General features: G+C 41.5%; 20 protein-coding genes. 14 read left to right on the plus strand and 6 right to left on the minus strand.

Features of this window, described 5'->3' with window-relative positions; translation table 11 throughout:
• Positions 1-64: 64 nt before the first annotated feature.
• Positions 65-991 (minus strand): manganese-dependent inorganic pyrophosphatase, encoded by a 927-nt coding sequence (locus tag KQP93_RS02805; protein WP_217875734.1) that lies wholly within the window; start codon positions 989-991, stop codon positions 65-67.
• Between the two features lie 151 nt (positions 992-1,142).
• Between KQP93_RS02805 and KQP93_RS02810 the strand changes: the two genes are divergently transcribed.
• The 5 genes from KQP93_RS02810 to KQP93_RS02830 all read left to right on the plus strand — a co-directional run bounded on the left by KQP93_RS02810 (position 1,143) and on the right by KQP93_RS02830 (position 8,283).
• Complete coding sequence (locus KQP93_RS02810) at positions 1,143-1,634, plus strand: hypothetical protein (RefSeq protein WP_217875735.1); 492 nt, start codon at positions 1,143-1,145, stop codon at positions 1,632-1,634.
• Between the two features lie 11 nt (positions 1,635-1,645).
• Positions 1,646-2,455, plus strand: a complete 810-nt coding sequence (gene mutM / locus KQP93_RS02815) for a bifunctional DNA-formamidopyrimidine glycosylase/DNA-(apurinic or apyrimidinic site) lyase (protein WP_217875736.1) — start codon at positions 1,646-1,648, stop codon at positions 2,453-2,455.
• 74 nt (positions 2,456-2,529) lie between these two features.
• Entirely contained in the window at positions 2,530-3,756 is a 1,227-nt protein-coding gene (locus KQP93_RS02820; protein ID WP_217875737.1) for an efflux RND transporter periplasmic adaptor subunit, read from the plus strand.
• A gap of 2 nt (positions 3,757-3,758) precedes the next feature.
• Entirely contained in the window at positions 3,759-6,893 is a 3,135-nt protein-coding gene (locus KQP93_RS02825; protein ID WP_217875738.1) for an efflux RND transporter permease subunit, read from the plus strand.
• Positions 6,886-8,283 (plus strand): efflux transporter outer membrane subunit, encoded by a 1,398-nt coding sequence (locus KQP93_RS02830; protein WP_217875739.1) that lies wholly within the window; start codon positions 6,886-6,888, stop codon positions 8,281-8,283. Before KQP93_RS02825 ends, KQP93_RS02830 begins: the two co-directional genes overlap by 8 nt.
• 36 nt (positions 8,284-8,319) lie before the next feature.
• On the opposite strand, the gene KQP93_RS02835 is transcribed toward KQP93_RS02830, so the two are convergent.
• The 4 genes from KQP93_RS02835 to KQP93_RS02850 are packed head-to-tail and all read right to left on the minus strand — an operon-like array spanning position 8,320 to position 11,884.
• The gene (locus KQP93_RS02835) at positions 8,320-8,808 is read right to left on the minus strand and encodes a DUF3299 domain-containing protein (RefSeq protein ID WP_054552700.1); all 489 of its coding nucleotides are present in this window, start codon (positions 8,806-8,808) and stop codon (positions 8,320-8,322) included.
• An 8-nt stretch (positions 8,809-8,816) separates the two neighbouring features.
• Positions 8,817-10,109, minus strand: a complete 1,293-nt coding sequence (locus tag KQP93_RS02840; RefSeq protein WP_217875740.1) for an ABC transporter permease — start codon at positions 10,107-10,109, stop codon at positions 8,817-8,819.
• A complete protein-coding gene (locus KQP93_RS02845) occupies positions 10,096-10,794 on the minus strand; it encodes an ABC transporter ATP-binding protein (RefSeq protein WP_217875741.1) in 699 nt (232 codons plus the stop codon). Before KQP93_RS02845 ends, KQP93_RS02840 begins: the two co-directional genes overlap by 14 nt.
• A gap of 16 nt (positions 10,795-10,810) precedes the next feature.
• Positions 10,811-11,884 carry a CDP-glycerol glycerophosphotransferase family protein gene (locus KQP93_RS02850; RefSeq protein ID WP_254907708.1) on the minus strand — a complete coding sequence of 358 codons (1,074 nt, stop codon included), beginning with the start codon at positions 11,882-11,884 and terminating at the stop codon, positions 10,811-10,813.
• Positions 11,885-12,101: 217 nt separating this feature from the next.
• On the opposite strand from KQP93_RS02850, the gene KQP93_RS02855 reads away from it, so the two are divergent.
• The 9 genes from KQP93_RS02855 (at position 12,102) to KQP93_RS02895 (ending at position 21,180) form a co-directional block, all read left to right on the plus strand.
• A complete protein-coding gene (locus KQP93_RS02855) occupies positions 12,102-13,208 on the plus strand; it encodes a phosphoribosylaminoimidazolesuccinocarboxamide synthase (protein WP_217875742.1) in 1,107 nt (368 codons plus the stop codon).
• A 167-nt stretch (positions 13,209-13,375) separates the two neighbouring features.
• Positions 13,376-14,026 (plus strand): methylamine utilization protein, encoded by a 651-nt coding sequence (locus KQP93_RS02860; RefSeq protein ID WP_054561014.1) that lies wholly within the window; start codon positions 13,376-13,378, stop codon positions 14,024-14,026.
• Positions 14,016-16,331, plus strand: coding sequence for a bifunctional diguanylate cyclase/phosphodiesterase (locus tag KQP93_RS02865; RefSeq protein WP_217875743.1), 2,316 nt, complete (start codon positions 14,016-14,018; stop codon positions 16,329-16,331). The genes KQP93_RS02860 and KQP93_RS02865 overlap by 11 nt, the downstream gene beginning before the upstream one ends.
• On the plus strand, positions 16,318-17,151 hold the full coding sequence (locus KQP93_RS02870; RefSeq protein WP_217875744.1) for a DUF3034 family protein: 834 nt from the start codon (positions 16,318-16,320) through the stop codon (positions 17,149-17,151). The genes KQP93_RS02865 and KQP93_RS02870 overlap by 14 nt, the downstream gene beginning before the upstream one ends.
• Positions 17,151-17,570: a group I truncated hemoglobin gene (locus KQP93_RS02875; protein WP_440590097.1), complete on the plus strand. Its 420-nt coding sequence runs from the start codon at positions 17,151-17,153 to the stop codon at positions 17,568-17,570. Before KQP93_RS02870 ends, KQP93_RS02875 begins: the two co-directional genes overlap by 1 nt.
• Positions 17,571-17,654: 84 nt before the next feature.
• Entirely contained in the window at positions 17,655-18,722 is a 1,068-nt protein-coding gene (locus KQP93_RS02880) for a CDP-glycerol glycerophosphotransferase family protein (RefSeq protein ID WP_217875745.1), read from the plus strand.
• Positions 18,719-19,126: an adenylyltransferase/cytidyltransferase family protein gene (locus KQP93_RS02885; RefSeq protein ID WP_217875746.1), complete on the plus strand. Its 408-nt coding sequence runs from the start codon at positions 18,719-18,721 to the stop codon at positions 19,124-19,126. The genes KQP93_RS02880 and KQP93_RS02885 overlap by 4 nt, the downstream gene beginning before the upstream one ends.
• Before the next feature lie 144 nt (positions 19,127-19,270).
• On the plus strand, positions 19,271-20,341 hold the full coding sequence (locus KQP93_RS02890) for a capsular polysaccharide export protein, LipB/KpsS family (RefSeq protein ID WP_254907709.1): 1,071 nt from the start codon (positions 19,271-19,273) through the stop codon (positions 20,339-20,341).
• Positions 20,341-21,180: a sulfurtransferase gene (locus tag KQP93_RS02895; RefSeq protein ID WP_217875748.1), complete on the plus strand. Its 840-nt coding sequence runs from the start codon at positions 20,341-20,343 to the stop codon at positions 21,178-21,180. Before KQP93_RS02890 ends, KQP93_RS02895 begins: the two co-directional genes overlap by 1 nt.
• On the opposite strand, the gene KQP93_RS02900 is transcribed toward KQP93_RS02895, so the two are convergent.
• Entirely contained in the window at positions 21,155-22,693 is a 1,539-nt protein-coding gene (locus KQP93_RS02900) for a tetratricopeptide repeat-containing sulfotransferase family protein (RefSeq protein ID WP_217875749.1), read from the minus strand. The two genes, KQP93_RS02895 and KQP93_RS02900, sit on opposite strands and share 26 nt — an antisense overlap.
• Between the last annotated feature and the right edge of the window lie 222 nt (positions 22,694-22,915).

Below are 22,915 nucleotides of genomic sequence, written 5' to 3' on the forward strand. Positions count from 1 at the left end.
GCGAAAATTTTAGACGCAAAAAAGCCGATATTACATCGGCTTTTTTTGTATCTAACAGTTCTGATTAGATTTTTGCAAAAGCGTCTTGTAGTGGTGGTACTACTTGCTTCTTACGGCTTAATACGCCATCTAACCATACGCGACCGTCTTCTGATTTAACATCATAGGCAGCTTCGATTACTGATACGTCATCAGACGCAATTAGCATTTCAGAGCCTTCTTTCATGATATCAGTTAACAGGAGTAATACTGAGTGGCGACCGCCTTCTTCTTTAAGCTTTGCGATGTCAGCTTCAAGATCTGCTTTGATTTCATCAAATACTGCAAGGTCGATAACTTCTAGCTGGCCAATACCTACTAGCTTACCGTTCATGTTGAAGTCTTTGAAATCACGCATTACTAAATCGCGTGCAGGTGTGCCTTCCACTGCTGATTTAACCTTGAACATGTCCATGCCAAGTTCTTTGAAATCTTCGATGCCAGCGATTTCAGCAAGTGCTTCAACGCACTTGATATCAGCCGTTGTACACGTTGGCGATTTAAAGATTACAGTGTCGCTTAAGATAGCGCATAGCATGATGCCTGCGATATCTTTTGGAATCTCTACGTTGTAGAAATCATACATCATTTTGATGATAGTGTTTGAACAACCAACTGGACGGATCCAACACTCAAGTGGTGTTGATGATGTTAAGTCGCCTAATTTGTGGTGATCAACAACACCTACAACACGTGCTTCATCGATGTCATCAGGTGCTTGTGTTTTTTCTGTGTGGTCAACGATATAAACGTCTTCGCCTGCGTAGCTAAGTTTTAGCTCAGGTGCTTCGAAACCGAATTTATCTAGGATAAATTGTGTTTCAGGTGATACTTCACCTAAACGCGTCGGGATCGCAGGTTCATTGATCTGGTTTTTTAAGTAAGCAAGCGCAATTGCACCGCAAATTGAATCTGAATCAGGGATCTTATGACCCACTACATACATTGACATTGACGGAACTCCTTTAAATTTGGCGGATATTTTAGCAAAGTATCGACAGATTGATACATAACAGACATGAAATTTTGTTGATCAATTACAACTGCCAATTAATGTCCTTTTTGGTTACACTTTAAGATATTGAAAAATGAGGAAGATACTGATGCGCTTGAGCCGAAAAGCATGGAATAATGTGGTGATTATTTCGATGCTATTGATGATTTTTTTCTTCAATGGCCTACATAAAAAGCTCAATACACAGCCTGTTGAAGAAGGAGTGCAAGCGTTACTCCCAGAGCAAAGTTTTATTTTGGCGATGGCATTTCCAGAATTAAAAATCGAGCGTATCGGCACCTCTTGGCGTAGCCAATCATTGCAAGAAACCACATGGCAAGGCGATGAACAACAGCTCGAACAACTTGTTGAGCTTTGGCAACATCAAAAGCTGACTATTGCCGGTCTCCCTGTTAGTAAAATTTCACAGACATCGGCTGATTATGCTGCCTCCGTGTGGCTAGCCGGGGAGCAGTTGCCTGCGGTGTATCAGTTGTACAACATAGATCAGCAATACTATTTATTAGATAAACGGTTACAACGAGTATTTGAGCTTGAACAAGCTGATGCTGCTAAGTTATTTCCGTTATATCCATTTTAAGAGAGTCACAGATGCCTGAATTACCAGAAGTTGAAGTTAGCCGTTTGGGGATAACGCCGCATGTGCTTAACCAAACAGTGACCAAAGTAAATATTCATAACGCCAGTATGCGTTGGCCTGTGCCTGATGATGTATATCAATTACAAGGACTTAAAGTTACTTCAGTGGAGCGTAGAGCAAAATATTTATTACTCGGTTGTGAGCTGGGTAGTGTTATTCTGCACTTGGGAATGTCGGGTAACTTACGGGTTGTGAGCGCAGATGAACCATTAAAAAAGCACGATCATATCGAATTTATTTTAGCCTCAGGTAAAGCGCTAAGACTCAACGACGCGCGTCGCTTCGGTGCCTGCTTATGGCAAGCGCCAGGTGAATGCCATACCTTGCTAACCAAACTCGGGCCTGAGCCGCTAACTGATGAGTTTACTGCTAAGCGAGTCTATGAACAGTCTAGAAATAAAAAAGTACCAATTAAACAGTTTATTATGGATAACGCTGTGGTAGTTGGCGTAGGTAATATCTATGCCAATGAATCGTTATTTAAAGCGGGGATCCATCCAAAGCGAGAAGCCGGCAAGGTGTCTTTAAAGCGTTATCAGCAATTAGTGCCTATTATTAAAGAAACACTTGCTGCGGCTATCACGCAAGGCGGCACAACATTAAAAGATTTTGCTCAAAGTGATGGTAAGCCGGGTTATTTTGCCCAGCAATTACTGGTTTATGGCCGCAAGGGTGAGCCATGTGTTAATTGTAAAGAGCCATTAAAAGAAATTAGATTAGGGCAAAGAAGTACTGTGTACTGCTCTAATTGTCAAAAATAACAAAGAATCCCTCATCTATGTAGTATTGCAACAGATAGCAAGATAGAGACAGGCTTAAGGAATGAGAAGGTTGTATGCTATTAAACAAATACGTTATAGGGTGCGTGTGCTTGGCGGCACTGGTTGGTTGTTCTAAAGAGCAACCTCAAGTTATCGTTGAAGAAGTGGTTACCGCTGAGGTTAAGCAGTTTGATGTGCCGCTGTATGGAAATTACGTGGCGCGTACAGACGCATCACTTGATGTTGAAGTACGCGCACGGATCACCGGCTTTGTACAAAGTGTTGAATTTGTTGAAGGTAGTTGGGTAAACGAAGGTGATTTACTCTACACCATTGATGATAGACCCTACCGAGCTAAGCTTAATCGCGTTAAAGCCGCACTACAAAAAGACCAAGCAGCGCTGGCAAAAGCAAAGCGCGATGTTACTCGTTTAAAACCCCTCTACGAGCAAGATGCAGCAAGTCAGCTCGACTACGACAATGCAATTTCTATCCAAGAGCAAGCGCAAGCGTCATTATCAGCAACCCAAGCAGAACTTGAAGAAACCAAGCTTGATTTAGAATATACCCGTATTACGGCGCCAATTAGCGGCATGGTTGGTAGCTCTGAAGCCGATCTCGGTGCTTTGGTCGGCAGTAACGGTATTTCACTCCTTACTACCATTCAGCAAATAGACCCTATTTTCGTTAATTTTAATATGTCGGCACTTGATTACTTGAATGCCAAGCGGCGTATGACCAGCATGATGGAGCAGCTACAAGCCGAACAACAAGGCAAGGCGCTAGAAGGCTTCGTACGTATTTCTTTGCCTGATGGCAGCGAGTATCGATATTGGGGTGATGTGAGTTTTACCGATCCTAAAATTAGCCCTAAAACGGGCACCTTTAAAGTAAGAGCAAAACTGCCTAACCCTAATAGTGAGCTATTACCTGGGCAATATACAAAAGCACGGATTAAATTATCTGAGCTTACAGATGCCATTGTCGTCCCTGAGGAAGCCACCCAAGTGGAACAGGGTGGTATTTATGTGATGGTGGTACTTGATTCAGGTGAGATAGAGCGGCGCTTTATTGTTGTTGAGCATTACGGTGAACAAGGAATTGTTGCCAGCGGTGGCTTGAGTACCGGTGAGCAAGTAGTGGTGAAAGGTTTGCATCGCATTCGTCATGGTCAGCAAGTAAAAGCGATTTCGTTAGCCGAGTTTGAAAAACGCCGATTAACGCCAAACACGGGCACTATTCCACTGGCGCCAGATAAACCAAGCAAACAAGATGATGAAAAAAATAAGCAGGGAGCTTAACTATGTTTTCGCATTTTTTTATCAAGCGTCCAGTGTTTGCTATCGTTATTTCGTTAGTTATTTTACTCACAGGCTTGGTCTCGCTCTTTACTCTACCGATTGATCAATACCCTGATATTGCTCCGCCGTCGGTTAAAGTGTCTGCTTCATTCCCTGGCGCAACGGCTGAGACCGCATCGGAGTCGGTAGCCATTCCACTTGAGCAAGAATTAAATGGCACGCCGAATATGTTGTATATGGAGTCAAAGGCAACTAATTCTGGCAGTGTTGGAATTACACTCACCTTTGATGTTGGCACCGACCCAGATCTCGCCCTTGTTGATGTACAGAACACAGCAAGCCAAGCTGGCAGTAATTTACCTGTTGATGTGCAAACTGAAGGGGTGAATGTGTCTAATGAAAGTTCCGTTGAGCTTTTGAAACTGGCACTGACCTCTGACGACCCTCGCTATGATGAAATCTATTTGAGTAACTACGCCAGCATCAATGTTGAGGCGGCTTTAAAGCGTGTTCCGGGGGTTGGTAAAGTGCGTAATACCGGCTCGCGTTCTTATGCTATGCGGGTTTGGTTAAAGCCTGATATTTTAGCGGGCTACGAGTTAACCGTGAATGATGTGACCGCAGCAATCAAAGCACAAAATAAAGAGGCCGCTGCTGGGGAGATCGGGGCTCAGCCAATGAGCGATGCAATTAAGCTTAATTTTCCGGTGCGGGCACAAGGAAGGCTTAATAAGGTTGATGAGTTTAATAACATTATGCTGCGAGTGAATAGCGATGGCTCGATGATCCGTTTGCGAGATGTCGCAAGGGTTGAGCTGGCGTCGTCTGCGTATACTTTAAATTCAAAACTTAATGAACAGCCAGCCACTATTTTGCAGGTTTATATGTTACCAGGCTCTAATGCATTAGCGGTTACTGAGCGTGTAAAGGCCGAGATGGATCGCCTGAGCGCGGCTTTTCCGAAGGGAGTGAAGTGGCAGTTATTTTATGATGCCTCTGAGTTTATCAAGCTATCGATTAATGAGGTGATCAATACCCTTATTCAAGCGCTGATCTTAGTGATTTTAGTGGTGTATTTATTTTTGCAAAACTGGCGAACGACTTTAATACCTGCTTTAGCTGTGCCAGTGTCGATAGTAGGTACCTTTATCGCCTTGGCTGCATTTGGTTTTACCATAAACAATGTCAGTTTATTGGCTATGGTGTTGGCAATCGGCATCGTCGTTGATGATGCGATTGTGGTGGTCGAAAGTGTTGAGCGACTGATCAACGAGCAAAATATGGAGGTAGTTGCTGCTACTAAGCAAGCGATGACAGAGCTTTCAGGCGCCATAGTAGCAACCTCTTTAGTACTTGCTGCAGTGTTTGTTCCGGTGTCTTTTTTAGCCGGTATTACGGGCATTATGTACCGAGAGTTTGCGATTTCAATTACCGTTGCGGTACTCATTTCAACCCTAGTTGCGCTAACCTTGAGCCCCGCTTTATGTGCGATTTTCTTAAAACCTAGCCCCCCATCAAACAATAAGATTTTTGTTAAATTTAATAACTGGCTTGAAGGTGTTGGCGAAAAATACACCTGGCTTGTTAAGGTCTGCTCCGAAAAAGCAAAACGAAGTTATATTGGCTTTTTTATAATGGTAGGTGGTTGTTACTTTGTGTTTAGCCAATTACCAAGTAGCTTTATGCCACAAGAAGATCAAGGACGCTTTTTTGTTGATATTACCTTGCCAGATGCGGCAACGGTTTCACGTACCAATGAGGTGATAAGTAAAGCAAACCAATTTGTTATGAACCATGCGGGGGTGGCTTATTCGTTCACGCTAGCCGGTGAAAACCGCCGTGCTGGTAGTGCACAGTCGCACGGTCAAATGGAGGTGATTTTACAACCTTGGCAAGTCCGTGCAGAGCAAGGTTTTACGGTCACAAGTGTGATGAATGATATTCGTAAGCAGCTCTATGCCATTCCCGATGCTGAATTTAATGTGTTTCAGCCATCAGCTGTGGCGGGGCTTGGTTCGGGTTCTGGCGTTGAGTTTGCGCTGCAAGAAAAAACGGGTGGTAATTTAACAAGCCTGGTTGAATCGCTTGAGGTATTACTGGCAAATTTAAATAACCGCCCTGAAGTTGCTAAAGCAAGTAGCTCACTGCGTGGCTCTGTACCTCAGCTATTTTTGGAGTTAGATAGAGAAAAAGCCATGGCCTTAGAGGTGCCGATTGCTGATGTATACAGCACAATGAAAGTGCTTACTGGCTCATCAACAATTAATGACTTTAATTTATTTGGCCGAGTTTATCGGGTTAAAGTTCAGGCTGAAGATGAGTTTAGGGCGCGCCCAGAAAACCTTAACGAATTTTATGTGCGCTCAAAAAATGGCGCTATGGTGCCATCAAATGTGCTTGCTAAGTTAAATTTAACAACCGGCCCGTCTGCGATAAATCGCTTTAATATGTTTACCAGTGCCATGGTGAATGTATCGCCAGCTGAAGGCTATGCATCGGGTGATGTAATTAACGTAATTAAAGAAGAAATGGCAAAACTACCGCCTAACCTTGGCTATGAATGGACGGGATTAACCTATCAAGAAATTCGTTCATCGGGTCAGCTAAGTATCGCTATCAGCCTTGCTATCGTGTTTGTATTTTTATTTTTAGCAGCACTCTATGAAAGTTGGAGCTTGCCGTTTGCTGTACTACTAATAAGCCCGATTGCTATGTTAGGAGCCGCTGTATTGACCTTAGTGACGGGGCATGAAAACAATTTATTTTTCCAAGTCGCCTTTATTGCCTTAATAGGTCTTGCGGCAAAGAACTCTATATTGATTGTTGAGGTGGCAAATCAGCTTTATCAAGAAGGTATGGATGCCGCTGATGCAGCAATAGAAGCCGCCCGTTCTCGTTTTCGGCCTATTTTAATGACTGCAGCCTCTTTTGTGCTTGGTGTTTTGCCGTTAGTGCTTGCCTCTGGCCCCGGAGCGGTTGGTCGGCAGTCGGTATCTATGCCTATTTTAGGGGGAATGTTACTGGCAAGCTCTATCGGCATTATATTAGTGCCACTGTTTTTTATTACCGCTGCACGGTTTGTAAAAAAACAGCAAACACCGGCCTTTAAAGTAGTAGAGGAGCAAGTCGATGCATAAATTGTTGCCATTGCTTTGTTTCGCTTGCATTCATGGCTGTGCTGTAGGGCCTGATTTTGAAGCACCTGCACATAGTGAAGTTGCTAATTTTATGGGCGCAACAGCAACGCCTCAGTCGGAGGCTTTAGCGGGCTGGAAGCAAATATATAACGACCTACATTTGCAAAAACTAATCAGCCAAGCGCTTCTTAACAACCAAGATATGTTAATTGCGCAATCGAAAATTATTGAAGCGCGAGCTCAGTATCGGATTACCGATGCCGATTTATGGCCTGATGTAAGCATGGGGCTTACCTCAGAGCGAGAAGAAGAGCTCAATAGCAGCCCTGAAAATACATTTGATTTAAAAGGTTACTTAAGTTGGGAGCTAGATTTATTTGGTAGTAACCGACGTGCAAGCGAAGCCGCATTGGCAAATTATTATAGCCAAGAGCAAGCAAGAAACGCGTTGCAGCTCGCCTTGATTGCTGATGTTGCGCAGCAGTTTTTTGCCCTCAAAGAAGTTGAAGAGCAATTAAATATTAGCCTGAGTACGATTAAGCTTCGCGAGAAGGAGCTTGAAATTGCGCGTATTCGTAAAAAAGGCGGTATTATTTCAGGCCTAGAACAGCGCCAAGCCGAGGTTGAATTAGAGTCAGCGAAAGTGAAGATCCCTCCTTTACAGCACAGTGAAAGGCGGATTATTAATCAGTTAAAGTTTTTGATTGGTGATGCCAATGCTGATGTGCAAGGGGGGAATGAGTTATCTGTGCAAACCCTTCCTAAGCAATTACCCACAGGACTACCTAGTGAACTGTTAAAGCGTAGACCAGATGTGCAGCAAGCAATGTATCAATGGCAAGCGGCCATGGCTGAAATTGGGGTCGCAAAAGCGGCCTTATTCCCAAAACTTAAGTTGTATGCCGAATATGGCAGTGAAAGTACTGATTTTAGTGATTTGCTTGCCAGTAATTCGCAGGTTTGGTTGCTGGGCTCAGAGCTGTTAATGCCAATATTTAATATGGGACGCAATCAGGCAAATTTAACGGTGGCGGAACAACGGGCTTATCAGGCAAGTATTCAATACCAAAAAACAGTGCTGGTGGCACTGCAAGAAGTGAGCAATCAGCTTTCGAACTATCAGTCGGCAGAGCAAAGCTATGATGCGCAAAGAAGCTTGGTGCTCAGTAGCCAAGATTACTATCGCTTAGCACGCCTAAGATATAGCAATGGTGTTGCCAGTTCCCTTGATTTAATGGATGCACAGCGGCAGTTATTTTCAGCAGAAATAGCGTTATCTCAGGCAAAGAATGATCGTTTGCAAAGCCTAGCAACGCTTTATAAAGCCCTTGGTGGCGGATGGTATGAATTAAGCGAACAGGAACTAGAAAAAGAAAAAGTGGTGGATTAATTTAAAGAGCATGCAAAAGCATGCTCATTTAAAAACTTATAACTCAAATGGTGCTACACCAACGGCTTTCATCTTGTAGCCAACTTGAGCAATTTCACCAGACCAGGTTTCGGTGCTGATAACGCCAGTCACGACAATCGCATCGTACAGGCTTTCGATTGGTACGCCGTCTTTAATAGTGACATGCACAATTTGGTTAGGCGGCGGTGGTGGTACGTGAATACAAGCACCAAAATAAGGCACCAATAAAAACTCGGTGATCACTTCGCTATCACCTTCTAGTGGTACAACAAAACCAGGCAAACTCACTGATTGACCATTAAGTTCTTTTACCACGGGAGCATCAAGGTCTGGTTGCACCCAGTTTTGTTCAGAGCCTTCATGGTTTGCTTGCGCTTGGGTATCGATTTGCACATGACCTTTTGGAATTAAATCTTCCCAGAAGATTTCTTTAGGTGCGCCAGCATTAGCTCCAGCACACACAACTAATGCGACTAAAGCGACGAATTTTCGAAAAAACGGCATAACATTCCTTAAATTTTAATACTCATACCATCAGCAAGAGAGTAGAAATACGCGCGAGTTGCGGGAATTAACCCAACAATAAAGCCTGCGACCATTATCGCAGCTAAAAGCATGAGTTCATAGGATGACAATAAGGCTATATTTAGGCTTATTCCGGCATGGCTTTGCAAGTAATCTGCGCCGAGTAGCATTAAAGCATAGAATAATGCGATACCAACAATACAGCCAAGCCCTGTAATGAGTAATGATTCGACACTGATCAAGGTGAAGATATGCCAAGGTCTTGCGCCAACAGAGCGCAAAATTGCAAGTTCTCTGCGGCGTTGATTTAAGCTTGAAAGCAGGCTAGTTAACATGCCAAGCAAACTGATCAGCACCACAACAATAGAAAATAACAGCAAGATTTTTTCAACGATAGAGAGCATTTCCCATAGTTCACGCAAAGTAACCCCCGGCATGATGGCCAGCAGTGCTTCATCTTTGTATTGGTTGATATTACGACGTACTTGTAAGGTATAAAGTGGTGAATCGAAACCAAGTAAAAAAGCGGTTATTTGTTTTGGAGTACCAACTAAATCAACATCATTATGCTGGTCGTGGTCGTGGTCGTGGTCGTGGTCGTGGTCATTTGCATCAGCCTGAGCGGCTTCATGCTGATGAGTATGGCCGTCATGAATTGCCTCAATTGCTGCAAGTGGAATATGCAGGGTTTTATCAACAGGTGTCCCCGTTGGTTTTAGAATACCGACCACTTTAAATGGGTTATCGTCATGGTTATGAAAGCTGGTATTACCCATGCCATGTGCAATCACCACTTCATCACCAAGTTGATAGCCAAGGGTATTGGCAACCTCAGCACCTAATACAACTTCAAATAAATGATTAAATTCATGACCTTGTGAAAAGCTTAACGACTGCTTTTTAGCAAAGCGATAATGCTCAAAATAGTCTTTATTTGTACCAAGTACAGCTAAACCTTTATGGCTGTCGCCAAGTGACATAGGAATCGCCCATTTCACACCCCTTTGCTCAGTGATGTACTGGTAACTTTTCCAACTCACACCATTGTTTGCATGGCCAATGCGAAATACCGAAGACAGCAGTAGTTGGATATCACCGGTACGCGCACCGACAATTAAATCAGTGCCAGAAATTGTATTGCTAAAGCTACTTTTAGCATCAACTCGAACCCGTTCAATCGACATCAATAACATTACGCTGATAGCTATGGTAAACAGGGTGAGTAGGGCGCTGGCCTTTCGGTTTAATAAACTTTTTGTGGCGAGTTTAATGAGTAGCATCTGTGCCTCCTTGTAACTCAACAAGGCTGATACTACGGGTAAATAGCGTTTGTAATGTTTCATCATGGCTAACAAAAATTAGCGTGCTATTTGCTGCGCTTGCCTGCTCAAATAACAATTTTACGAAGGCTTGGCGATTTTGTGTGTCGAGTGCTGAGGTAGGTTCATCTGCGATGATAATTTCAGGGCTGCCAATAAAGGCTCGCGCTGCGGCAACTCTTTGTTGCTGACCAATACTCAGCTGTGCAACTGCTTGATGCTGCAAGGCGTCGTTTAGTCCTAAAGCAGTGAGTAAGCGACTTGCCTCAGCGGCCATTGTTGTACTATTTTTTAATGCGTTTTCTTGCCTTTGTTTTGAAAACTGGCAACCTAAGGTCACGTTTTCAATGGGGGATAAATAAGGTAATAGATTAAAGTTTTGAAAAATATACCCTATGTGGTCGGCACGAAAACGGTCACGTTTACTATTACTAAGTTGGTTTATTGCTTTACCAAGAAGCTCGATATTGCCCTGTGTTGGCACTGTGACACCAGCAAGCAGGGATAATAACGTTGACTTACCACAACCACTCGGACCGTGAAGAAAAACATGTTCGCCTTGATCAATATCTAATTTAGTAATATTGATCGTCGGCTCAGGTTGTTTTGTGTGCCACTTGAATAGCACATTTGCAAGCGTGATCATAACGACCTATCAATTGTTACCATCGCCAGTAATTTAATTTTTTGCGCATCTTAAAGTTACGAATAAAGTTACGTGGTTTTGGCTTAAGTGCTGGATTGCTCAATAGTAATTCATTGCTTGCAGCAAGTACACGTTGACTCGATAAGCCGTCTTGATAAGGGTGAAGCTGTTGACAAAACTGCTCAATTTTTTCCATTAATTCAGCTGGTCGTGTAAAGGCATAATCTATCGCCTCAGTTAGCTTATCGGCATCAGTGATATCTATTAAGTGTTCGCCAGGTGCTTGGTTACAGAAAGTAACAACAGGCTTTCTTTGTAAGATAAACATCAACAAAATAGACGAGGTATCACATAGCATGACATCTGCCGCTTGTAATAGCGGTAATACATTATCGGTCTCGACAAAGGTAAGATTCTCATTTTGAAGCGCTTTGTATTTCGCAACAAGCTCGCTTGGCATTTTCGGGTGAAACTGCACCAAAATTCGCCACTTGCCTTGCTCACTGTATGCTTTTATTTGTTCGTATAATTTAGGAGCAAGAGAAAGGCGCTTTGAGAAAGTCGAGCAAATCAATAAGGTTTTTCTGTTGTCGTCTAGGTTTTTGTATGGATTGTTTTTAATCTCACTAAAAAAAGGATCGAGTGTTGGCCAGCCGGTTTCTTTTACTTGAAAAAAGCCATGCTTTTTAGCTAAAGCTTGGAAAGGTGCAGTAGTATTTGGACCTTGCGTACAGTACAAATCAAAACAACCTCTAACTTTAAAATGGTCATTTTGGCCTTTGCTATTTAACTTCCCCGCATCAAAGCCATGGAATACACCAACTTTAACGCCAGGTATAAAAGTGGGAATACTATTAGAAGGTGCAAAAAGTACATCGGGTTGCCAATCGTGTATAGCCTCAACGCTATCTAAGGTTTGCTCGCTTTCATCAAGAAAATCACGATTTACAGTTTTCCCATGTAAAAACCATTTAACTTCACCGCCACGGGCTAAAATCTCCCGTTGTAATGGGCGTAAGATCGCGTACGAATAGTTCTGCGAAATAAACATTAAATATCTTTTTTCTGCGGTAGCTGCTAAGTAATCCAAGAAAACCTCCTATTTCGAGGGCACTAGTATAGCGAAATAATGTTTATGACAGCAAAATTACTGAAAGTTTAAATTTTTATGGTTTTTATCGCATCCGCAGGCTGCTGATGATAGTGCAATGATTGAGCTTTCAAGGCGTCTAGATTATTATAGGCGGCCATAACCCCAATCCCATACATGTGCTCACAAGAGCATGCCAAATACTATCGGAGATAGCATGACTAGCTATAAAGTTTTAGACGTAAACGATGATTTACCGATCCGTACTAAAGGTGCGGTACACAGTGGTAAAGTGCGTTCAGTTTATTGGTTAACTGATGAAGACAGCGCTCGTTTAATTAATGACAAAGGTTATCAAGTTCCAAAAGGAACTGAGCTAGCTATTATGGTTATTTCTGACCGTATTTCTGCGTTTGATTGTATTTGGCAAGGTGAAAACGGTTTAAATGGTGTTCCTGGTAAAGGCATCGCGCTAAACTCTGTGGCATCTCATTGGTTTAAGTTATTTGATAAAGCAGGCCTTGCTGGTAACCATATTGTTGATATTCCACACCCTTATGTATGGATTGTGCGTAAAGCAAGTACTGTAAAAGTTGAAGCCATTGCTCGCCAATATATTACTGGCAGTATGTGGCGTGATTATGCGAAAGGCACGCGTAATTTCTGTGGTATTGATTTACCAGAGGGACTCGCTGCGAACCAAAAGCTAGATGATGTTTTAATTACGCCATCAACGAAAGGCATTATCACAGGTGTTACTGACATTCCTGAAGTAGATGATGTGAACATTACTCGTGAAAACATCACCAATAACCTATCTGTTTTTAACTTCAAGTCTGAAGACGATGTCGCTAAATATGAGCAACTACTTGTTGAAGGCTTTAAGCTGATCAGTGATGAACTTGCACAGCTTGACCAAATTTTTGTCGATACTAAATTTGAATTTGGTTATGTTGAAGACATTGATGGATCAGATAAGCTTATCTACATTGATGAAGTTGGCACGCCTGATTCATCACGTATCTGGGATGGCCCAGCTTACCGTGACGGTAAAATCATTGAAAACTCAAAAGAGGGTTTCCGCCAGTTATTAATTAATAACGTGCCAGACAGCGATGTGTTATTAAATAAAGACCGCATGGACGAGCGTGAGCAGCTTGCTAAAGACTACACCTTGCCAGAATCAGTGATGCTTGAAGTGTCTGATACTTACGTTGGCATTGCGAGTAAAATCATTGGTCAAGAAATTACTATTCCAAGCGACCCACGTAGTGAAGTAATCGCTATTTTAGATAAAGAATACGGCTTAATTAAGCACAATTAATTGCTATTTTTTTAACTTAGATATGCTCTAAGTCAATATTATTAAAGCCAAGTTGGTTTTCTACTAAAACTGCTTGGCTTTTTTCTTGCTTTTCATCCCCTCTCTCATTAACTTAAGCTAAGATTAATCTATACTTATTAGCAAACTAGGCTAAGCAAGGTTCAATTATGACGTTTTTTGCGCACTGTGCTCGCACGGTATGTTCTTTTGTAGTTCTGTGCAGCGCAGCAACTGCATTCGCTGCTGATATTTCATTTACCGTTCGTGATCAATTTGGTAAGCCTTTGGCTGATGCTGTAATCGAATTAGAAAATAATGCGAACTTACCGAGCACGCAATTACCCGTTGCTGTGATGGATCAGGTAAATAAGCAGTTTTCACCTAATGTATTGGTGATACAGCAAGGGCAGTCTGTTGATTTTCCTAATAGCGATAATATTCGCCATCATGTTTATTCTTTTTCAAGTGCTAAACCTTTTAATATTAAGCTTTACGCTGACCGTCCAGAAAAACCTGAGTTGTTTGATAACACCGGGGTTGTAGTCTTAGGCTGTAATATTCACGACTCTATGGTGGGTTATATCTATGTCGCAAATAGCGCTAATACACTAAAAACAGCAGAGGATGGTAAAGTACAATTAAAAGGTATTACTGTTCCAACTAGTATAACGATTTGGCACCCAAACCAAGCAAGTGAAATTAATAAAAAATTATCAGTCACTGTAACTGAGCAAGTTGCTGATATTACAATTAATACCAATGAACCTGCACCGCGTAATACGTTTGGTGAGATGTTTAAGGCAGATAATGATTCATAGTTTAAGAGGGCGGATCATAGCCTTATGCGTAAGCCTGGTTTTATTAACTAGTTTAGTCAGTTTAGCGAGCTCCTGGTGGTCGACAAATCGGTTTAATGATCAAAAGCTACGTGAAGATATTAATGTCGCTGAAAATGTTTTTAAGCAATATTTAAGCGCTAAAGAAAGCCTGTTATTAACGGCTGCAAAGGTGCTGACCGCAGATTTTGGCTTTAAACAAGCGGTCGCAACTCAAGACGCCGATACCATTAGTAGTGTATTGAATAACCACAGTCGTCGAATAAATGCTGATTTGATGTTGCTTGTTGATTTATCAGGGCAATTGGTTTCAGCAAATACTGAATTTAATCATATGCCAGATGAGTTTTCTGCATTGATGAATGAATTACTCATTGATGCTGAGCAATCAAATTTCATTGTACTTGATCAAACCCTTTACCAAGTTATTTTACTGCCGGTGCGCGCACCTCGAACTGTTGCCTACAGTTTAGTGGGATTCGAGATTAACGACCTTGTTGCTGCAGAGCTTAAAAACCTCACCACAATGGATGTGAGTTTTATTGGTGAAGATGATGGTGTGGTAGAGACATCGCTGCCCAAGCAACCACAAAGCACTTCTGTATTAGCGCATTTTAATAACGAGACAACGCAGCGCATATTTGGTGAAAAGCCGGTCTATAGAAACCGACTAGTTGAACTACCATCTTTGCCCGGACACCTAGTTTCTGTGCTACTGAGTGCTGATCTAACCCAGAGTTATCGTGAGTTTGAACAGCTGTTTTTTACCATTATTGTTCTTGCTGCTATTACGGTTGTGATAGGCGTATTGACCAGTGGTATCTTAGCTAAAAATCTCACAACACCGCTTTCAAAGCTTACTTTACTTGCACAGCAATTTGCCCGTGGCAATTATAAAGCTGAATTTGTAGGTAAAAAGCAAAGTAGCGAGATCACCACTTTAATTGATGCCTTTAACAACATGGGTAACGACATCAAAGAGCGTGAACAGCAAATAAGTTTTCAAGCTAGCCATGACTCATTAACCGGTTTTTATACCCGTTCTGCTATGTTAGAAAATATGGAAAACTTGTTTGCCGAAGGAGCTGAGTACACACTGGTTGCTATAGATATCCGCGGCCTTCGTCATATCAATGATAAATTAGGTCCGCGTATTGGTGATGATTGTTTAAAAGCGGTTGCTGAGCGTATTGGTGAATACTCAGCTCATCATAATGGTGTTAATGCTCGGATTGGCGGTGACGAATTTTTAACTTTATTGCCAGCCGATGAAACGAAACAATTTAAAGATGCGGTAATGAAGTTAGTTGCTCAGTTACAGGCTGGCTACTTAATTCAAGGCTTAAACATTACGTTACGCTTTAGTGTTGGGGTGGTGCATTGCCTTTCGCAAAATGTCAGCCCTGAGGATTTAATGCGTCGCTCGTTAATTGCTGTTGATACTGCATCTTGCGAGCATAAAACTATTCATTATTATCAAGAAGGTGAAGACGAAGAACATCTTGAGCGCCTAGCAATAATTGATGAACTTAAGCAAGCCCTCGTTGATGACGACGGTCAGCTGTTCATGACCTATCAGCCAAAACTAAATATTAAAACTAATAGCATTGATAAAGTTGAGTCGTTAATCCGCTGGCAGCGCAAAGATGGCCAGTGGGTTTCACCAGAGCTGTTCATTGATTTAGCAGAGCAATCAGGGGTGATTGTTGAGCTAACTTCTTGGGTTGTGAAAACGGTAGTGTCTCAAGTCGCTGCATGGCAACAGCAAGGTATTACTATGCAGGCTGCGATTAATGTCTCTGCGCAAGATATTGCATACCCAAGCTTTTATTCACATCTTGCTAAACAGTTAGAAAAACATGCTGTTAATGGGCGTTTGATCACAATTGAGCTCACAGAGCGCGATATGATTGAGAATGAAGAGCAAGGTATTAAGGCGCTAGAAAACCTCAAAACCTTGGGGGTTAAAATCTCGTTGGATGACTATGGTGTAGGGCAAACATCGCTTGGGCGCTTAAAGTCGTTACCGATTGATGAGCTAAAACTTGATAAGTGTTTTATTTTGCAATTAAATCAGTCACGTCAAGATCAATACATAGTTCAATCTACGGTGACTCTAGGTCATCAGCTGGGCTTTTCGGTTGTAGCGGAAGGCGTTGAAAACAAAGATTCACTGGATATTTTAGTGCAAAATAAATGTGATTATGCACAAGGGTATTATTTAAGTAGACCACTAAAATCAGAGCAGTTTTTGCAGTGGTTAGAGGTGTACAATGAAGCGTCTTAATTGGTTGTTTGGGTTAACTTGTCTTGCTTTTGCAAGTTCAGGGTTGGCAGCATCGGGTAAATTATTAGCAACGCCCGGAGTCTCCCAGGTTGAAGGTAGTGCGGGTGGTGGTATTGTTCCTTGGGCACAGCTTGCAGGCTATGCAAGTGATGATGAAGTAGCAATAAATGGTTTTTGCAGCCGCGCTGATGTGAGTGATTACCGCTTAGATGTTTGTGGCGCGCAGCTAAATATTTATGATCGCGTTGAATTTAGTTACGCAGAGCAACGCTTCGAAGTTCCCGCATTAAATACCGATATTGAGCAATCAATTACAGGGGCAAAAGTGCGCTTATACGGCGATATCGTTTACAGTAAATGGCCGCAGCTGAGCCTAGGTGTACAACATAAATCACTGGATGACGGCAGTATCGCAAACCTACTTGGTGCCAAAGATACCAGCGGTACCGATGTATATCTTGCTGCTAGTAAATTACATTTAGGGGCGCTTGCTGGGTATAACTGGTTTTGGAACACCACCTTTCGTTATAGTGATGCTAATCAGCTAGGTTTGTTAGGCTTTGGCGGCCCTGATAGCGATAAAGAATTGTTATTTGAAGCATCTACCGCGGTGTTTTTAACCCATCAAATAGCTGTGGGTGTTGAGTATCGTGAAAAGTCCAATAACCTTGGCTTAGGGGAGCAAGATTGGCAGGATGTGTTTGTTGCTTGGTTTCCTAATAAGTATGTTAGTGTCACTGCTGCTTGGTTAGACTTAGGAAGTATTGCTGGGGCTGAGGATCAAACAGGTTGGTATCTTTCTGTAACAGGGTATTGGTAATGATGAAAACACTTTTTACATTTGTATTTGCCGTTGTGTTAGTTGGTTGTGCAAGTAGCAACAATAACACCTTGTATCAGCAAATTAATGGCGAACAAGGTATTGAAAAACTGGTTGATAGTTTTATTAATCAAATAGGCCGTGACGAACAAATTTTAGCTTATTTTAAACAAACGAATGTCGCCCATTTTCGACAAGGTTTTATTACTCATTTGTGTAGCGTCACCGGCGGCCCTTGTGAATACAAAGGCGATGATATGGTTGATATCCACACCGGAATGAACATCCCTGAAAAAGACTTTAACCGCGTAGTAGAGCTATTGATTAATGCCATGGACGAACAACAGGTCCCGCAAACGGTACAGAATAAAATCCTTAGTCGCCTAGCACCCCTTCGTCCTGAGGTAATTGATATTTAGCTAAAACAAACTTTAATTGTGGGCTGAAACAAAAATGTAATTTATGTACAATAGCTCTTGGTTGAAGTTATTAAGTTGTAAATAATGCGGTTATATTTTGATGTTCAGCATCTATATTACATTCCACAGTACTTGCCTGTTTTAAAGGAGTTAAAAGCAAAAGGCTACAAAATTTCTATGGTTTTCTATGAAGAGCAGGATGAGCGAAGTCGTGCTGTATGTCGTAATTTTATAGATAAAAATGCAATAGTTGCAGAGTGGTTAACAAATACAAGTGAAACCTTTGACTTTTATCAGAACTCAGGTGCAGATTGGGTTGTGTTTGGCAATACATTCGCAGGTGCTGAGGATTTAAATAAAAAGACCGTACTGATGCAGCATGGTATAGGTCCAAAGCAGTGTTATTACGACGTATCGAACAACAAAATGACAGTACGGTTTGTTGAAGGTGAACACCGACTGCAACGTTTAAGAGAGCTTTACCCCGAAGGTAACTTTATTGATAGTGGCTATGCAAAATTAGACCCTATTTTTAATCAGACTCTAGGTATTATTAACCTCAAAAACCTAGGCCTAGATCCAACAAAGAAAACCTTACTGTATGCACCTACTTTTTATCCAAGTTCTTTAGAATGTTTTAGCGATGATTTTCCTGAGCATTTTGATGAATTTAATATTATCGTTAAGCCTCACTTCTTTAGTTTGTTTAAGAAAAAATATAAAAAACAACGTCTAAAGCTTGAAAAGTGGGCTAGCGCTAAGAATGTTTACCTTGCAAATGAGTACGATTTTGACCTTACTCCTTTTTTAGAACTTGCTGATATAATGATTTCTGATGCATCGTCAGCCATATTTGAGTTTGCAGCATTAGAAAAGCCTGTTATCTGGTGTGATTTCTATAAGCTGCGCTGGTCTTACAGAGGTATTTTTTCTTATAGGTTAAAAGCTCGACTTGATGAAGATATCAAATACTTCAATGAGCTATGTACTCGTGCAGGAAGTTATAAAGATTTAAAGCAGTTATTAACTTCAAGTTTTAATGAAACAGCCGAATTTAAAGAAAAAAGAAAAGAAATAGTCTATAAACTGGCAGGTATTACGGATGGTCACTCTGCTAAGAGAATTGTATCTTATTTAGAGGAGCACCAATGAAACGGGTAATTACATTTGGCACGTTCGATATTTTCCATGTGGGACACATCAATATTTTAGAACGAGCTAAATCGTTGGGAGATTATTTAATAGTTGGTGTATCTTCCGATGAACTAAATTTCTCTAAGAAAGGTCGAAAGCCCGTATATAGTGAAGCTGATAGGCTAAAAATTATTAGTTCATTGAAGTGTGTCGATGAAGTATTTGTAGAGCATTCTCTAGAATTAAAAGGTGAGTACATCAAAGATCATCAAGCTCATTTGCTAGTTATGGGGGACGATTGGGCTGGTCGATTTGATCAATTTAGCCAACTTTGTGATGTAACTTATTTAGAGCGTACTCCCTCTATCTCTACAACAGAAATAATAGAAGTTGTGAGGCAACCTTCAAACTGTCATTTATAATTAATATAATAGCTGTATGCGCTTACGTTCAATCAAAAATAAGATGTGTATATGGCTTTTTTATTTATCTCTCGCAACAATGTGCACGCCCGCTATTACAAAGAACTGACTAGGAAACTGCCTTTAAAGAGTAAAGTGCACTGCATGGGCTTACCTAGATTTGCTGCTCTTAAATACTTTAGTAAGGCAATACAAATTGATTTTAGTAAAATAATTTCGGAGCAACTATTACGTAAACAAGCGCGTAATAGTTTATGGAATAACCCGCTAATAATTAAAAGTTACTCTGCTTTGATGCTGCTGGTGGAGCGGTGTCGGTTCGCTAAGTATTATGATTTATTGAAGTCAGAATCGCCACAAGCTTTAGTCATTTGGAATGGTAATAAATTACCGAATGTTACTGTTTGTATGGCTGCTAAGGCGTTAGGAGTGACCACCTATTACTATGAAAATGGGTTACTGCCCGGAACAACAAGCTTAGATCCTAAAGGTATTAACTTTGCGGCTTCTGTACCGCGAGATAGTCAATTTTATTTAAACTTTGATCCGCAAGGGGAGTTACCATTCTCTGCACCTGATTTAATCCCAAGAGCAAATCATAAAAAGCGCTGCAAGTTTGACGCAATTGAGTTACCCAAAAAATACTTATTTGTGCCATTTCAAGTTCCACACGATACCCAAATAGCATGTTACTCTCCTTGGCTTAAGTCAATGGAAGAGTATTACGAAGCTGTAGTTTCAGCAGTAAATAAGTTAAATGACCCAGAGCTTAAAGTCGTTTTTAAAGAGCACCCTTCATGGCATAAGCATTATGAGCACTTGTACGATAAAGATAGTGTTGCAGTTTTTGCGAACGGAAATTGTACTCAAGAACTCATCAATGGCGCTGAGGCTGTGATCACTATTAACTCAACCGTTGGTTTAGAATCCTTACTACTTGATAAAAAAGTCATTACCTTAGGGCTTGCTTGTTACAATATTGATGAGCTTGTACTACACGCAAGTGAACAAGCTACTTTGGTTAAGTGCTTAGAAAAATTGCAGAACGGCTGGCAGCCTAACAGTATTCTGAGAGATAAGTTTTTTACCTACTTAAAGCATGTGTATTGCTTGCCCGGTGTTTGGAAAGAATGTGCGACTGAGCATGTTAAAGCGGTCGAAAAGCGTTTAACTCAGCAAGATACATTTGCACAGCTATCGCAAAAGGAAAATTAATGAAGAACATCGTCTCGCCAGAGTGGCTTAACGAGCATTTAAGCCTCGAAAATTTGATCATATTTGATGCTGGAATGGTGCGCCCTGGTCTACCGGGTGAGTATGCACCTAAGGCTATGCTGCCTAATGCACAGCGTTTTGATTTCAAAAAGACGCTGGCAGATAACAGTAATCCTGTACCAAGTATGATGTGCAGTAGCGAGCAGTTCACAGAACATATGCAGCTTGCTGGGGTTAACCAAGACTCTCTGGTTGTGATTTATGAAGACCAAGGCTTATTCAGTTCAGCGCGTGCGTGGTGGATGTTTAAAGCCATGGGCTTTGATAACGTAAAAGTTTTAAGTGGCGGTTTAGCTAAGTGGCAGGCACTTGGCTTTGCTACAGAAGCAAGTTATTCAGCTGCTACTGGTCAAGGCAACTTTGTTGCAAGCCCACGCGCTGATTACTTTATCAGTGCTGAGCAAGTACTTAACTCACTTGATGAACAAAGTACACTAACACTCGATGCTCGCCCTTATAAGCGATTCACCGGTGAACACGCTGAGCCGCGTGAAGGCATGCACAGTGGTCATATTCCTAATAGTCGTTGTTTATCGCTGTCAACTGTATTGAATGATGGTGAGCTTAAACTGCTTAGCGAGTTACAGGCATTATTTGAGCAACATATAGCGCCGCATCATACCCAGTTGCAGTTTAGCTGTGGTTCAGGTGTAACCGCTTGCGCAATTGCATTGTGTGCCGATGAATGTGGTTACGCTAACTTACGTGTTTACGATGGCTCATGGAGTGAGTGGGGTGCTCGTCACGACCTACCTATTGAAACAGGTCCGCATCAATAAAATCAGCGTAATTTTGCCAGCTGCCGATACTGTTTTTATTCAGTGGCTGGCGGATTTGCTTTTTACTCGCCGTGGCTGATGCTGCATTGTTTTTATAAAAAGTCAGGCAGTTTTCCTGCCAGCTTAAATCACAAAACGCATAGAGCTTTTGCGTTTGTTGGGTAGGCTCTGCTACTAATTGCTCATAGCTTTGCAAAAAAACATTTTCAGGATACTTGTTGGCAAAATGACTGACTAATGCCGAGTAATCTTGATAGAACGAGGCAATATCTTCAAGTGTAAAACTGTAGTGATGAAACACACTTTGCGGGCTATACATCTGCCTAAAATTGGCAATGCTGCAATCACGCCACTCTCGTTGCATACAAACGATTTTAGCATTAGGAAATGCCGCTAAAATAAAATCAATATAGTAAAAGTTAAATGGCTGTTTATCACAACTTATAAGGCCGACACTTAGCAGCTTTGCTCTTTGCTGATAGCTAGCGAGTGCTTTAGTTACAGCGGTTGATGAATAAGCTTTATCAAGCATTTCGCTATCAATCACACGAGCTGATTGCGTGGCGTGTTGTATCAATTGCGCAATATCATTTAATTCCCCAATACCTCGTAGCTGTGTACTTTGATTAAGGATTTTTTCAACTAAGGTTGTGCCAGAGCGGGGCATGCCAACAACAAAAACGGGTGAGAACTCAGAGTCAGTACTTGCTGGTGCTTGATGTTTGCTTTGAGTAATGAGCTTTTGACAAAAGTGGTGATGTTGGCTTGCTTGATAGTTAAGTTTACCGGCTATGGCTTGCTTACTTAGTGCAAAGTATTTAAATGCACCTTTGTAGTCATTAAGGTGCTCATAATTAAGAGCAAGACTATGAAAATAAACTTGTTGTTCAACAATGCTTTTTTCTTTATCCGCCAAGGCTTGTAGTTTTTGGATATGTTGCTCTGCATCTATAACAGTATTGAGTTCAGCCTGAGAATAGTGGGCTTGATAAAAGCTAGGTTGCTTTGTGGTTAGTTGCTGAAGCAAGCTTTTAGCTTCATCGAATAGTCCGTGAATTTTATAACTCACCGCCAAATTATAGCTAATTTGAGGGTTATCTTTATTGCGCTGGTAGGCTGCTTGTTGCAAGTTAAGAGCGTCGTCATAATGCCCTAAACGGGTCGCAATGTTGGCTAATGTATCAAAGTCTGCGCCACTAAAGTCAGCTGTTTGTAATGCGCTTTGATAATACACAGCTGCATTACTTACTTTGCCTAACAGTACGTATAACTTGGCAAGTGCTAAATGATAAACTGCAAAAGGGGCTAGGCTTAGCGCTTTTTCAAGGAGCTTAATCGCTTTGGTGATATCGCCAGCTGCGGTGTTGACTTCGCTAAGTAAAAAGTAACAAACGTGGTCTTCAGGATTTTGTTTTAGCCGCTGCACAAGTAAGTGATGTGCATCGGTTAGTTTTTTGTTGCTTAACAACTGTTGGATATGAGCGCGAAGCGCTTGTTGGGTATCATTTAGCATAAGCGCATAGTATACCAATTCACCAGAATACTTAATTTTATACCAACCCGCAATAATACTTAATCATTTTGAGGGATTAAACCTGTCGCTAGCTGCGTTAAAAATTTCTGATTTAGAACAACTAAATAACAAAATTTTTGCCTTGCTATCAACGAGGTTTTCTTGCCTCAAAATAGACCACTTAATTAAGCGAATTGGTATTAAAAAGCCCTGCCTGAAGGT

Source organism: Pseudoalteromonas shioyasakiensis (genome assembly GCF_019134595.1).
Taxonomy (GTDB): domain Bacteria; phylum Pseudomonadota; class Gammaproteobacteria; order Enterobacterales; family Alteromonadaceae; genus Pseudoalteromonas; species Pseudoalteromonas shioyasakiensis_A.

Excerpts from the sequence above, each read along its gene's own strand:
- KQP93_RS02880 (WP_217875745.1), top strand. The coding sequence starts at position 17,655 with ATGCGGTTATATTTTGATGTTCAGCATCTATATTACATTCCACAGTAC.
- KQP93_RS02825 (WP_217875738.1), top strand. The coding sequence starts at position 3,759 with ATGTTTTCGCATTTTTTTATCAAGCGTCCAGTGTTTGCTATCGTTATT.
- KQP93_RS02840 (WP_217875740.1), bottom strand. The coding sequence starts at position 10,109 with ATGCTACTCATTAAACTCGCCACAAAAAGTTTATTAAACCGAAAGGCC.
- KQP93_RS02895 (WP_217875748.1), top strand. The coding sequence starts at position 20,341 with ATGAAGAACATCGTCTCGCCAGAGTGGCTTAACGAGCATTTAAGCCTC.
- KQP93_RS02860 (WP_054561014.1), top strand. The coding sequence starts at position 13,376 with ATGACGTTTTTTGCGCACTGTGCTCGCACGGTATGTTCTTTTGTAGTT.
- KQP93_RS02900 (WP_217875749.1), bottom strand. The coding sequence starts at position 22,693 with ATGCTAAATGATACCCAACAAGCGCTTCGCGCTCATATCCAACAGTTG.
- KQP93_RS02855 (WP_217875742.1), top strand. The coding sequence starts at position 12,102 with ATGACTAGCTATAAAGTTTTAGACGTAAACGATGATTTACCGATCCGT.
- KQP93_RS02835 (WP_054552700.1), bottom strand. The coding sequence starts at position 8,808 with ATGCCGTTTTTTCGAAAATTCGTCGCTTTAGTCGCATTAGTTGTGTGT.
- KQP93_RS02875 (WP_440590097.1), top strand. The coding sequence starts at position 17,151 with ATGATGAAAACACTTTTTACATTTGTATTTGCCGTTGTGTTAGTTGGT.
- KQP93_RS02865 (WP_217875743.1), top strand. The coding sequence starts at position 14,016 with ATGATTCATAGTTTAAGAGGGCGGATCATAGCCTTATGCGTAAGCCTG.
- KQP93_RS02830 (WP_217875739.1), top strand. The coding sequence starts at position 6,886 with ATGCATAAATTGTTGCCATTGCTTTGTTTCGCTTGCATTCATGGCTGT.
- mutM (WP_217875736.1), top strand. The coding sequence starts at position 1,646 with ATGCCTGAATTACCAGAAGTTGAAGTTAGCCGTTTGGGGATAACGCCG.
- KQP93_RS02810 (WP_217875735.1), top strand. The coding sequence starts at position 1,143 with ATGCGCTTGAGCCGAAAAGCATGGAATAATGTGGTGATTATTTCGATG.
- KQP93_RS02845 (WP_217875741.1), bottom strand. The coding sequence starts at position 10,794 with ATGATCACGCTTGCAAATGTGCTATTCAAGTGGCACACAAAACAACCT.
- KQP93_RS02885 (WP_217875746.1), top strand. The coding sequence starts at position 18,719 with ATGAAACGGGTAATTACATTTGGCACGTTCGATATTTTCCATGTGGGA.
- KQP93_RS02890 (WP_254907709.1), top strand. The coding sequence starts at position 19,271 with ATGGGCTTACCTAGATTTGCTGCTCTTAAATACTTTAGTAAGGCAATA.
- KQP93_RS02870 (WP_217875744.1), top strand. The coding sequence starts at position 16,318 with ATGAAGCGTCTTAATTGGTTGTTTGGGTTAACTTGTCTTGCTTTTGCA.
- KQP93_RS02805 (WP_217875734.1), bottom strand. The coding sequence starts at position 991 with ATGTCAATGTATGTAGTGGGTCATAAGATCCCTGATTCAGATTCAATT.
- KQP93_RS02820 (WP_217875737.1), top strand. The coding sequence starts at position 2,530 with ATGCTATTAAACAAATACGTTATAGGGTGCGTGTGCTTGGCGGCACTG.